The sequence below is a fragment of the Halochromatium sp. genome (assembly GCF_046541315.1).
Classification (GTDB): domain Bacteria; phylum Pseudomonadota; class Gammaproteobacteria; order Chromatiales; family Chromatiaceae; genus Lamprobacter.
This window is the reverse complement of sequence record NZ_JBKHDN010000085.1, coordinates 1-11174: the sequence shown is the minus strand read 5'-3', so window position 1 is coordinate 11174 and position 11174 is coordinate 1. Positions and strand designations below refer to the sequence as shown.

Sequence of the window (11174 nt, the reverse complement as noted above, 5' to 3'; positions counted from 1 at the left end):
ATGGGTCTCCGAGAGCGTCTTCGGGGACGGCTCCGGGGACGGCTCCGGGGTCAGCTTCGGGGTCAGCATCGGGGCCGACACGTCCGCCGCTTCGGTCTCCTCGCTGTCAGCTTGATCCGCGTCGTCGTCATCGGTACCAGCGCCCCCCTCCAACGCCGGCTCGAAGCGGCCGGCATCGCGGATCTCGGCCAAGGGCGGCAGTTCATTGAGCGAGCGCAACCCGAAATAGTCGAGAAAGCGGCGGGTGGTGGCGTAGAGCGCGGGACGCCCCGGCACCTCGCGATGGCCGACCACCCGCACCCAATCGCGTTCGGTGAGGGTCTTGATGAGCGGCGTGCTCACCGCGACGCCGCGGATCTGCTCGATCTCGCCCCGGGTGATCGGCTGCCGGTAGGCGATCAGCGCCAGGGTTTCGAGCAGCGCGCGCGAGTAGCGCGTCGGCCGCTCCTGCCACAGTCGCGCGACCCAGGGCGCCACCTCGGCGCGCACCTGCACCCGCCAGCCGCTGGCGACCTCGACCAGCTCGATACCACGGCCCCGGTAGTCCTCGCGCAGGGCCTCGAGCGCCGCCAGCACCTGTTCCCGGCTCGGGCGCTCAGGGTCTTCGTAGAGGCCCTGGAGGCGCTCGACCGACAGCGGCGCTCCAGCGGCCAGCAACGCCCCCTCGATCACCGGCTTGACCTCGGGCACGGGCAACGAGAGCCTATACTGGTGCGCGCCATTCGCGCCATTCGCGCCATTCGCGCCATTCGCATCATTCGAGCCACTCACGCGAGCATCCCGTTCAGCTGCGCCGAGGTCTTGCTCCCAGTCGCTCATGCCGCCTCGTCAACCCCACGCCGGCGCAGCCGAATCGGCGCAAAGGGCGCGACCTGGATCAGCTCCAGCGTCGCCGCCTTCAACAGTTCCAGCACGGCGAGGAAGCTGACCACCACGCCGGCGCGGCCCTCGCTGACCTCGAACAGCTCGCCGAAGAGCACCAGCTCGGCGCCATCGATGCGCTCCAGCACCGCCGACATCCGCTCGCGCAAGGACAGCGATTCGCGCGCGATCTGATGGCTGCTGAACAGGTCGGCGCGCGCCAAGACGCCCTGCAAGGCCGCCAGCAGCTCATCGAGTTCGACCGCCGGCGGAATGCGCTGGACATGCCCCGGCGGCACCGACGCCCGCACCGCGAACCCGTCGCGCTCCAGGCGCGGCAAGGCATCCAGGTCTTGCGCGGCTTGCTTGAACTGCTCGTATTCGGCCAGCCGGCGCACCAGCTCGGCGCGCGGGTCGGCGTCCTCCCCGCTGTCGTCGTCGGTGCGCGGCAACAGCATCCGCGATTTGATCTCGCAGAGCATCGCGGCCATCACCAGATACTCGGCGGCCAGTTCGAGCCGAACCTCCTTCATCAGCTCCACGTATTCCATGTACTGGGCGGTGATCTCGATGATCGGGATGTCGAGGATATCGAGATTCTGTCGGCGGATCAGATAGAGCAGCAGATCCAGCGGCCCCTCGAAGGTGTCGAGAAAGATCTCGAGCGCGTCCGGGGGGATGTAGAGATCTTCCGGCAGCTTCAGCAGCGGCTCGCCGCGTACTATTGCCAAGCGCGCGGCCGTTCCGCTGACAGTCCCTGCCGCGTGCAGGGACGCTTGTTCAGGCTCTCGATCACCGGCAGCGTCCGTCGCCGGAACCGTCTCCGGCAGCCGATGATCCGCCTCTTCGGGCGGCTGGCGCGAAGCCACCGCCGAGTCCTGGGCGGGGGACAGTGTCAGCGGGCTGCTCGGGTGACTCGGCTCGGACATGCTCTGGCTCGGCCGCGCTCGCTGCGAGCGCGCTATCGCCATCCGCCCTGACGCGCGGAGACGACAATCCGGTCGAGGCTGGGCTGCGGGTCCAGTGTTGGGCGGCGATCGGCTCGAACGATCATGCCGCTCAGCCCTGACGCAGCGACATCACGTGGCGGACATCCTCCATGGTCTCGCGCGCGGTATCGCGGGCGCGTTCGCAGCCCTCGTTGATGAACGAGCGCACCAGGTCCGGCTCGGCCTCGAGCCGTTTCGCCTCGGCCTGGATCGGCTCCAGCTCCTTGCGCACGGCGTCGATGATCGGCTGCTTGCACTCGAGGCAGCCGATGCCGGCGCTGCGGCAGCCCTGCTGCACCCAGTCCTTGACCTCGGGCTCCGAGTAGACCTGATGGAACTGCCAGACCGGGCAGACCTCCGGATTGCCCGGATCGGTGCGGCGCACGCGGGCCGGATCGGTCGGCATGGTGCGCAATTTCTGCTCGACGGCATCAGGGTCATCGCGCAGGGCGATGGTGTTGCCGTAGGATTTGGACATCTTCTGTCCATCGAGTCCCGGCATCTTCGCCGCCTTGGTCAGCAGCGGCGCGGGCTCGGGCAGGATCACCCGGCCACCGCCCTCGAGGTAGCCGAGCAAGCGCTCGCGATCGGCGATGGTGATGTTGGCCTGCGTCTCGAGCAGCGCGCGGGCGACATCGAGCGCTTCCTGATCGCCCTGCTCCTGATAGCGGCGCCTGAACTGATCGAACATCTTCGCGTTCTTCTTGCCCATCTTGCGCTTGGCCTGCTCGGCCTGGGCCTCGAAGTCCGGCTCGCGGCCATAGATGTGATTGAAGCGGCGGGCGATCTCGCGCGTCATCTCGACATGGGCGACCTGATCCTCGCCGACCGGCACGGCGCCGGCCTTGTAGATGAGGATGTCGGCGCTCTGCAAGAGCGGATAGCCGAGGAAGCCGTAGGTCGCCAGGTCCTTCTCCTTGAGCTTTTCCTGCTGATCCTTATAGCTCGGCACGCGCTCGAGCCAGCCGAGCGGCGTGATCATCGACAACAGCAGATGCAGCTCGGCGTGCTCCGGCACCCGCGACTGGATGAACAGGGTCGCCGCGCCCGCGCTGATGCCGGCGGCGAGCCAGTCGACCACCATGTCGAAGCTGGCCTGGGGGATGTTGGAGGGGTCTTCGTAGTCGGTGGTCAGCGCATGCCAATCGGCGACGAAGAAGAAGCACTCGTACTCATGCTGGAGCGCGATCCAGTTCTTCAGCACACCATGATAGTGGCCGAGATGGAGCTTGCCGGTCGGACGCATGCCGGAGAGGACACGATGGGTTTGGTTGGCAACGGAAGTCAAGGGCTTCAGGCCTTCGTTAATCTTAAAGAGGGAAGGATCAGGGGTTGGTCGGAGGCGGGAGGCGCTTGCTCGTGCGCGGCACTGTCTGCTTGCGGTGCTAGAAAACGCTCACGGACCAGCTCGGAACCCGGGATCACGAACAAGGCGCCATTGACCGCCGGGCGCAGGATCGCGCCGAGCACGCCAGGCGGCTGCCCGTTCGGCAGCATCAAGAGCGCCACCAGGATCAGCAGCCCATAGGGCTCCAAGCGCGCAAAGCCACGGGCTAGCGGGCGCGGCAAGAACGCGCTGAGCACGCGCCCGCCATCGAGCGGCAGCACCGGAATCAGATTGAGCGCCATCAAAAACAGATTGATCAGCACGCCGATCACGCAGAGTTCGACGTAGAAATACAGCAAGGCGCTTGGAATGTCGACGCTCGCGTCCAACCCGATCACCAGCCAGATCATCAGTTGCAAGGCCAGACCCCAGGCGATCGCCATCAGCAGATTGACGCCAGGCCCGGCGACGGCGACCAGCGCCATGTCCCAGCGTGGATTGCGCAGCAGGCGCCAGTTGACCGGCACCGGCTTGGCCCAGCCGAACAGGAACGGCACCCCGAGCAGGGTCTTCGAGCTGAAGAAGATCAACAAGGGCACGAGGAGGGTGCCGACTGGATCGATGTGCTTGAACGGATTGAAGGTCACGCGCCCGAGCATGGCGGCGGTCGGATCGCCGCGGCGATTGGCGACCCAGCCATGCGCGGCTTCGTGCACGGTGATCGCGAACAGCACCGGCACCGCGATCAGCAGGATCGTCAACAGGGTTTGAGAGACGGATTCCATAGAGACGATATGAGTCCGAAAGCGGAGGCCAAAGACGGCGGGGAATTGGGAAGCGACGAACTAAGAAGCAACGAATTGGGAAGCGACGAACTGGGAAGCAACCGAGGCGCCACTGGGGAGGAACGGCGGATTACTGCTGAAACACCCTCATATCGCCCTTGCCTTCACGCACGACGGCCGGCGGATCCTGCGTCATATCGACCACCGTGGTCGGTTGGTTGCCGCAGATGCCGCCATCGATGATCAGATCGACACAATGGCCGATGGTCTCGCGGATCTCGAGCACGTCATCCATCGGCTCCTCGTCGCCGGGCATGATCAGGGTCGTGCTCAGGATCGGCTGATCGAGTTCGGTCAGCAAGGCCTGGGTGATCGGCGTGCCCGGCACGCGAATGCCGATGGCGCGGCGCTTGGGGTGCAGTAATCGACGCGGCACCTGCTTGGTGGCCTGGAAGATGAAGGTATAAGGCCCGGGCGTCAACGATTTGAGCTGCCGATAGCCATGATTATCGATGCGGGCATAGGTCGCGATCTCCGACAGATCCCGGCACACCAAGGTGAAATGGTGATTGTCGTCGATCCGTCGGATCATGCGGATGCGATCCAACGCCGCTTTATCGCCGAGCTGACAGCCGAGCGCATAGGAAGAGTCGGTCGGGTAGACCACCACGCCACCGGACTCGAACACCGCCGCCGCGCGCTGAATCAGCCGCGCCTGCGGGTCTTGCGGGTGGATCTCGAGGAATTGATGCGAGCTGGCCATCGGCAAAGAGCGGCGAGTCAGGCCGGGACCAGATCGAGGCCCGGCGACATGGTCGGCGCGAGCGGCGATGGCCATGCCCCGCCATGCCTGGCGAAGCCCGGTTGGCTCCAGATCGGTCGGCAGCCGTCGGGAAGGGGCGGCAGCTGGCCCAGCTCGATCCAGGGGCTCTCGGGGCCATGATAATCGGAACCGGCCGAGGCCAGCAGCCCCTGCTCGCGGGCCCAGCGCGCGAAGGTGAACGCATCATCCCGACTGTGGCTGCCCGAGACCACCTCGATCCCGCGCCCACCGCAGGCGCGAAAGTCATCGAGCAAGCGCTTCATCCGCGAGCGCGTGAGCCCATAGCGCGCCGGGTGAGCCACCACGGCCTGACCGCCGGCGGCGCGAATCCAACCGACGGCCTCCTCCAGCGTTGTCCAGCGGCCGGCGACATGGCCCGGCTTGCCTTTGACCAGAAAGCGCTTGAACACCGAGCGCACATCCTGAGCCGCGCCCCGCTGAACGAGAAAGCGGGCGAAATGGGTGCGCCCGACCAGCGCGCCCTTGGCCTGCGCGCGCGCGCCCTCGAGCGCGCCGGGCCAGCCCGCCCGCGCCAAGCGCTGGGCGATCTCGGCCGCCCGCTGTTCCCGGTACGCCAGCAAGCCGGCCAGGCCGGCGCGCAAGCGCGCGCAGTGCGGATCGACATCCAGCCCGATCACATGGATGGTGCGTGCGTTCCAGGTCACCGAGATCTCGACCCCCGGCACCAGGGTCAACCCCAACGTCCGCGCGGCCGTGGCGGCTTCGTCGATCCCGGCGAGGGTGTCGTGATCGGTCAGGGCCAGCACCTCGACGCCCTGGGCGGCGGCCCGGGCCATCAGTTCGCGCGGGGTCAGGGTGCCATCGGAGGCCGTGGAATGCGTGTGCAGGTCGGGCGTCTTGATCATCCGGGCATTCTAACCGAATCCACGGGGCGCATCCCGAGCCGCCGTTGCGCCCTCGTGATTCCTTTGCAATGCGCTCATCTTGCCTGAGCAATGAGGTAGGATGCCGCCTTATTCGAACGCGGCCGCCAACCGGACCCCCAGGATGAAACTGCTCATCGATGCTTTCCCCATCATCCTCTTCTTTGTCGCCTACAAGCTGTATGGCATCTATGTCGCGACCAGCGCCGCGATCGTCGCCGCGTTGGCGCAGGTCGCCTGGCTGCGCTGGCGGCATGGCCGTTTCGAGATGATGCCCCTGATCACGCTGGGCCTGATCCTCGTCTTCGGCGGGCTGACCCTGCTCCTGCGCGATCCGATCTTCGTGATGTGGAAGCCGACCCTCGTCAACTGGCTCTTCGCCGGCGCCTTCATCGCCGGCAGCCTGATCGGCAAGCGGCCCTTGGTCGAGCGCATGATGGGTCAGGCCATCCGCGTGCCGGCACCGATCTGGCGGCGACTGAACGCGGCTTGGGTGCTGTTCTTCGTCGTCTCCGGACTGCTCAACCTGTTCGTGGTCTACATCGGCAGCGGCTTCCATGCCGCCCGGCAGGCGCTGATCGCGGCCACGGGGATCGACGCGATCGATCTCGCCGCCTGCGCCGAACGGTTCGCGGGTCATTCGCTCGTGCTCTGCGAAACCGCCCATGCGAGCGAAGCGGCTTGGGTTAACTTCAAGCTGTTCGGTATGATGGGGCTGACGATCCTGTTCGTGATCGGGCAGGCGTTCTATCTCGCGCGCCATGCGCAGGAGCTGGATCCTGCGCAGGAGCCAGACCGAGCGGAGTCCGGCCCCACGGCGCCATCGCCCTCACCCGCGACCACCGGAGACACTCGCTGATGCTCTATGCCATCATCGGCCGCGATCGGCCCGAGAGCCTGTCGCAACGCCGCGCGACGCGCCCAGCGCATCTCGAACGTTTGCGTCAACTGCAAGACGCGGGTCGGCTGATCCTCGCCGGCCCGCATCCCGCGATCGATGCCGCGGACCCCGGCGAGGCCGGCTTCACGGGGTCGCTGGTGGTCGCCGAGTTCAGCGATCTGCACGCCGCCCAGGCCTGGGCCGATGCCGATCCCTATGTGCAGGCCGGCGTCTACGCCGAGGTCCAGATCAAGCCCTTCATCAAGGTCATGCCCGCTTGAGCGGGCATTCACACACATCACTGAATCACCGAGCCAACAAGGAACATTCCATGAGACATCGCTTTATCGCCGCATCGCTGCTCGCCGTGACCCTGGTCTCGCCCGCCTGCGCCCAGGAGGCCTCGACCCCGCAGACGGAGACCGACGGCACGCCGATCGCCACCGTCAACGGTCAGTCCTACGATCTCGACCTGTTCCGCGCCTACTACGGTGAGCTGCTGCAGCAGCGCGGCGCCGAGAACAGCCCGCAACTGCAAGAACGGGCGTTCAACGAATTCATGAACCTGGTGGTCGCCTCGCAGGAAGGCGAGAAGCGCAACCTGGCCGACGACCAGGAGGTGAAAACGGCCCTGGCCCTCCAGCGCATGATGGTGCTCTCGGCGGCGGCCCTGCAGAGCATCGGCGCCGAGTTCGATCCCAGCGAGAGTGAGCTGCGGCAGGCCTATGATCAACTCGTCGAGCAGTCGCAACAGACCGAGTACAAGGCACGCCATATCCTGCTCGACGACAAGGACAAGGCGCAGGCGCTGATCGAGCAGCTCAACGCCGACGACGACGCGGACTTCGCGGCGCTGGCCGAGGAACACTCGCTCGGCCCCACCGCCGAAAAGGGCGGCGATCTCGGCTGGTTCGACGCGCGGCGCATGGTCAAGCCGTTCGCCGACGCGGTGGCCGAGATGGAGCCGGGCGACTATTCCCAGCAGCCGGTGCAGACCCAGTTCGGCTGGCATGTGATCCTGCTCGAAGACACGCGCGCGGCCGAGCCGCCGTCGTTCGAGCAAGCCAAACCTCAGCTGACGACGATGCTGCGTCAGCAGAAGGTCGCCGAGGCGCTCACCGAGCTGCGCAACGAGGCCGAGGTCGAGCTGAACGAAGACGTGGTCAAACTCAAGGAAGAAGAGGAAGAGGCCAGCGCCGAGTAAACGCCAGGCGCGCGGGAGATTGGAGAACGGCCAAGAACTCCAGATTCCGCATCAGCTGTATCGCCGCTCAACCTGATTGCCGGACAATACTGAGCTAGAAGCCCGGATTCCAAGGGGGCGTTCGTATCCGCGCGTCAGGGCGAATGGCTATAAATCCTTGAGACGCGGGGGGATCGGCTGGCGTCACGCTGCGCGCTCAGCGTGACGCGAGTCGGCCCCTGAGGCTGACAATCGGGTTCCCCGAGCGGCGATCAGGGCCTCAGCTGCTGCCTGACTTATCGGTTCGTCGAATGCCGGCAATCGGTACCACCTGCGCCGACGGCGGCTGATCGGCATAGTAGGGACGATCGCCGCCGCGGCCCTCGCGATCGGCCAATTCCTTTTCGCGCGCTGCGATCAACGACAAACAGGCGCGTACATCGCCGATCGTGCTCTCGGAGAGCGGGTGTTTCATGCCCGGTGGCGGGGTCACATCCTTGACCACGGCGGCGAGCGTCTTGCGCATCGCGATCAGGATTTGCTGCTCTTTGCTCAATTCAGACATCATCATCGTCCCATCCTCGTTTCAGTCAACATCGAGTCGGTCATCGCACCGCCTCGCCTGATCGCCAAACCACCATAGGCCAGCCCGGTTGGGAGGCGATGGCGTTGTCATGGAGCCGGTTCCGCAGGCAGGGCAAATGCCTCGACTCGCTCGCCATCAAGCGATCGGCCATCAAGAGATCGGGACGCATCGAGCCGAATTCAGCCGTCCACTCTGCGCGGATCGCTCGCGCCTCATGCCCCCATCCACTCGGCGAGTCGCTCGCGGCGGATGATCTCGACCCCCAGCGCCTCGGCCTTGGCGAGCTTCTTATCGCCCGGCTCGGCGCCCGCGATCAGCAGGTCGGTCTTCTTCGACAGGCTGGTGGTGACCTTGGCGCCGAGGGCCTCGAGCTGTGCCTTGATCGCGTCGCGAGGGCGATCCAGGGTGCCGGTGATCACCACCGTCTTCCCCGCCAGCGGGCTGCTGGTCGCCGCGACCGCCGCGCGCTCGTCCTCGGGTGCCGCGAGCCGCTCCCAGGTGATGGCGCCGAGCGACGGCGCGCGCAGCTTGGCGATGACCTCGCGATTATGCGGCTGCGAGAAGAACGCCTGGATGTGCGCGGCGACCACCGGGCCGATGCCTTCGATCGGCAGCAGTGCCGATTCCGGCGCCTCGATCAAGGCATCGAGATCGCGGAAGTGCTCGGCCAGGGCGCGGGCCGTCGCCTCCCCGACCTCGCGAATCCCGAGCGCATAGATAAAGCGCGCCAGGGTCGTCTGGCGGCTCCGATCGAGCGCGGCGAGCAGATTCGCGGCCGATTTCTCGCCCATGCGCTCGAGCCCGCTGAGCTGCTCCAGCGTCAAGCCATAGAGATCGGCCGGATCGGCGACCAGATCATGCTCGACCAGCTGCTCGACCAGCTTGTCGCCAAGCCCCTCGATATCCATCGCCCGCCGCGAGGCGAAGTGCTTGATCGCCTCCCTGCGCTGGGCCGCGCAGAACAGCCCGCCGGTGCAGCGCGCGACCGCCTCGCCCTCGGCGCGCAGCACATCCGAGCCGCACACCGGACAATGCGCCGGCAGTTGCACCGGCGTCGTCTCGCTCGGCCGGCGCTCCGGCAGCACCCGCACCACTTCGGGGATCACATCGCCGGCGCGACGCACAGTGACGGTGTCGCCGACCCGGACATCCTTGCGCTGGATCTCGTCCATGTTGTGCAGGGTCGCGTTGGCGACCGTCACGCCGGCGATCGCCACCGGCGCCAGGCGCGCGACCGGCGTCAATGCCCCGGTGCGTCCGACCTGGAAGTCGACCGCCTCGACCGCGGTGAGTTCCTCCTGAGCCGGGAACTTGTAGGCGATGGCCCAGCGCGGCGCGCGCGCGACGAAACCAAGCCGCTCTTGGTCGGCACGCCGATCGACCTTGAACACCACGCCATCGATCGCATACGCCAAGCGTTCCCGGCGCTCGGCCATGGCGGCGTGATAGGCGATGCAACCCTCAATCCCCTCGACGCTCCGCTGTTCGGGCGAGACCGGCAGCCCCCAACGCGCGATGCGCGCGAGGCTGTCGCTGTGACTCTCGGACCAGGACGCCCCCTCGACCGCGCCCAGGCCATAGCAGAACAGGTGCAAACCACGCGCGGCGGTCACGCGCGGATCGAGCTGGCGCAGACTGCCGGCGGCGGCATTGCGCGGGTTGGCGAAGACCTTGCCGCCATCGCGCTGGGCGCGCGCATTGATCGCCGCAAAACGCTCATAGGTCAAGAAGACCTCGCCGCGCACCTCCAGCAGGGCTGGCCAGCGTTCGTCCTGCTCCAGGTCGCGCAGGCGCAACGGCAGCGACTGAATGGTTCGCACCTGCGCGGTGACATCCTCGCCCCGGTACCCATCCCCGCGCGTTGCCGCCCGCACCAAGACGCCATCCTCGTAGCACAGGCTGATGGCGAGCCCATCGAGCTTGGGCTCAGCCGAGTAGCGCACCCGCTCGGTGCCGAGTCCTTCGCGCACCCGGCGATCGAACTCACGCAGCTCCTGTTCATCGAACACGTTCGAGAGCGACAGCATCGGCAATCGATGCTCGACCTCGGCAAAACTCGCTAGCGGTTCGGCCCCCACCCGCTGCGTCGGCGAGTCCGGCGTCACCAGCTCCGGGTAGCGCGCCTCCAGGTCTTGCAGCTCGCGCAGCAGGCGGTCGTACTCGGCATCCGGGATCTCCGGGTCATCGAGCACGTAATAGCGATGATTGTGATACTCCAGATCGCGTCGCAGGCGCTCGGCCCGCTCCCGAGCAGACGCCGGCACGCTCATGAGCGAGACGATGGCGCGTCGGCGTCGGTCGGCTCGGAACCCTGCGCCAGGGCATCGGCGCGCGCGTTGATCAGTTCCAGCAGCTCGCCGCGCAGATCCTCCCAGGCCGTATCGTCGAATGGCCGCCGATCCTGCAGCCTGAGGTCGCCGCCGAGTTCGTCGGCGAGCGCGCGGGCCGTGCGCACCAGTTCATCGTAGACCATCAGGTCGCTCGGCAAGCCCTCGAACTGGGTGAAGAGCGCCAGCCCCGGCGAGCTGAAGTCCTCCATCGCGTCGAACGGAAAGGTTCCGGGCTTGACCAGATTCGCCAGACTGAAATGCGCGCGCTCGCCGCTACCATCGAGATTGCGCCGGTGATAGATGTCCATCTCGCCGGGCACCAGGTGCTGACGCTCGGCTGCGGTCTCGATCGCCAGGCCGTCGAAGGCCTGCTCGCGCGCGAACACGAAGAGCTGCACGAGCAGGGTGTTCGCGGGCGATGACGCCGAAGCCGACGCGCCGCGCGCGGCGGGCTCTCGCCCATCGGCTGCGCCTGAATCCGAGTCCGAATCCGAGCCTGAATCCGAACCGTAGCCCGACCTTGAGC

The 11174-nt window shown here is 66.8% G+C and carries 12 protein-coding genes; 3 read left to right on the top strand and 9 right to left on the bottom strand.

Going from position 1 to position 11174, the window contains the following annotated elements; translation table 11 throughout:
* The 6 genes from scpB to ACLFQI_RS07385 form a co-directional block, all read right to left on the bottom strand.
* A partial coding sequence (gene scpB / locus ACLFQI_RS07410; RefSeq protein ID WP_410758278.1) for an SMC-Scp complex subunit ScpB occupies positions 1–696 on the bottom strand: 696 nt, incomplete at its 3' end.
* A 119-nt stretch (positions 697–815) separates the two neighbouring features.
* Positions 816–1790 (bottom strand): segregation and condensation protein A, encoded by a 975-nt coding sequence (locus tag ACLFQI_RS07405; protein WP_410758277.1) that lies wholly within the window; start codon positions 1788–1790, stop codon positions 816–818.
* 130 nt (positions 1791–1920) lie between these two features.
* On the bottom strand, positions 1921–3138 hold the full coding sequence (locus tag ACLFQI_RS07400; protein ID WP_410758276.1) for a tryptophan--tRNA ligase: 1218 nt from the start codon (positions 3136–3138) through the stop codon (positions 1921–1923).
* Positions 3139–3143: 5 nt separating this feature from the next.
* Positions 3144–3962, bottom strand: coding sequence for a site-2 protease family protein (locus ACLFQI_RS07395; RefSeq protein ID WP_410758275.1), 819 nt, complete (start codon positions 3960–3962; stop codon positions 3144–3146).
* Positions 3963–4092: 130 nt separating this feature from the next.
* Entirely contained in the window at positions 4093–4725 is a 633-nt protein-coding gene (locus tag ACLFQI_RS07390; protein ID WP_410758274.1) for an L-threonylcarbamoyladenylate synthase, read from the bottom strand.
* 17 nt (positions 4726–4742) lie between these two features.
* Positions 4743–5651, bottom strand: coding sequence for a PHP domain-containing protein (locus tag ACLFQI_RS07385; RefSeq protein ID WP_410758273.1), 909 nt, complete (start codon positions 5649–5651; stop codon positions 4743–4745).
* Between the two features lie 142 nt (positions 5652–5793).
* On the opposite strand from ACLFQI_RS07385, the gene ACLFQI_RS07380 reads away from it, so the two are divergent.
* Genes ACLFQI_RS07380 through ACLFQI_RS07370 form a run of 3 tightly spaced genes read left to right on the top strand, consistent with a single transcriptional unit; the run spans position 5794 to position 7753 of the window.
* Complete coding sequence (locus ACLFQI_RS07380; RefSeq protein WP_410758272.1) at positions 5794–6528, top strand: inner membrane-spanning protein YciB; 735 nt, start codon at positions 5794–5796, stop codon at positions 6526–6528.
* A complete protein-coding gene (locus ACLFQI_RS07375) occupies positions 6528–6830 on the top strand; it encodes a YciI family protein (protein ID WP_410758271.1) in 303 nt (100 codons plus the stop codon). The genes ACLFQI_RS07380 and ACLFQI_RS07375 overlap by 1 nt, the downstream gene beginning before the upstream one ends.
* Positions 6831–6880: 50 nt before the next feature.
* On the top strand, positions 6881–7753 hold the full coding sequence (locus ACLFQI_RS07370; protein ID WP_410758270.1) for a peptidylprolyl isomerase: 873 nt from the start codon (positions 6881–6883) through the stop codon (positions 7751–7753).
* Positions 7754–8012: 259 nt separating this feature from the next.
* Here the strand turns inward: ACLFQI_RS07370 and ACLFQI_RS07365 are convergent, their stop codons facing one another.
* The 3 genes from ACLFQI_RS07365 to ACLFQI_RS07355 form a co-directional block, all read right to left on the bottom strand.
* A complete protein-coding gene (locus ACLFQI_RS07365; protein WP_410758269.1) occupies positions 8013–8297 on the bottom strand; it encodes a segregation and condensation protein A in 285 nt (94 codons plus the stop codon).
* Positions 8298–8530: 233 nt separating this feature from the next.
* Entirely contained in the window at positions 8531–10588 is a 2058-nt protein-coding gene (gene ligA / locus ACLFQI_RS07360; protein ID WP_410758268.1) for an NAD-dependent DNA ligase LigA, read from the bottom strand.
* Complete coding sequence (locus tag ACLFQI_RS07355) at positions 10585–11046, bottom strand: cell division protein ZipA C-terminal FtsZ-binding domain-containing protein (RefSeq protein ID WP_410758267.1); 462 nt, start codon at positions 11044–11046, stop codon at positions 10585–10587. The genes ligA and ACLFQI_RS07355 overlap by 4 nt, the downstream gene beginning before the upstream one ends.
* Positions 11047–11174 lie beyond the last annotated feature (128 nt).

Bases quoted from the DNA above. Each gene is read 5' to 3' on its own strand.
- ACLFQI_RS07405 (WP_410758277.1), bottom strand. From the start codon at position 1,790: ATGTCCGAGCCGAGTCACCCGAGCAGCCCGCTGACACTGTCCCCCGCC.
- ACLFQI_RS07395 (WP_410758275.1), bottom strand. From the start codon at position 3,962: ATGGAATCCGTCTCTCAAACCCTGTTGACGATCCTGCTGATCGCGGTG.
- ACLFQI_RS07390 (WP_410758274.1), bottom strand. From the start codon at position 4,725: ATGGCCAGCTCGCATCAATTCCTCGAGATCCACCCGCAAGACCCGCAG.
- ACLFQI_RS07385 (WP_410758273.1), bottom strand. From the start codon at position 5,651: ATGATCAAGACGCCCGACCTGCACACGCATTCCACGGCCTCCGATGGC.
- ACLFQI_RS07380 (WP_410758272.1), top strand. From the start codon at position 5,794: ATGAAACTGCTCATCGATGCTTTCCCCATCATCCTCTTCTTTGTCGCC.
- ACLFQI_RS07375 (WP_410758271.1), top strand. From the start codon at position 6,528: ATGCTCTATGCCATCATCGGCCGCGATCGGCCCGAGAGCCTGTCGCAA.
- ACLFQI_RS07370 (WP_410758270.1), top strand. From the start codon at position 6,881: ATGAGACATCGCTTTATCGCCGCATCGCTGCTCGCCGTGACCCTGGTC.
- ACLFQI_RS07365 (WP_410758269.1), bottom strand. From the start codon at position 8,297: ATGTCTGAATTGAGCAAAGAGCAGCAAATCCTGATCGCGATGCGCAAG.
- ligA (WP_410758268.1), bottom strand. From the start codon at position 10,588: ATGAGCGTGCCGGCGTCTGCTCGGGAGCGGGCCGAGCGCCTGCGACGC.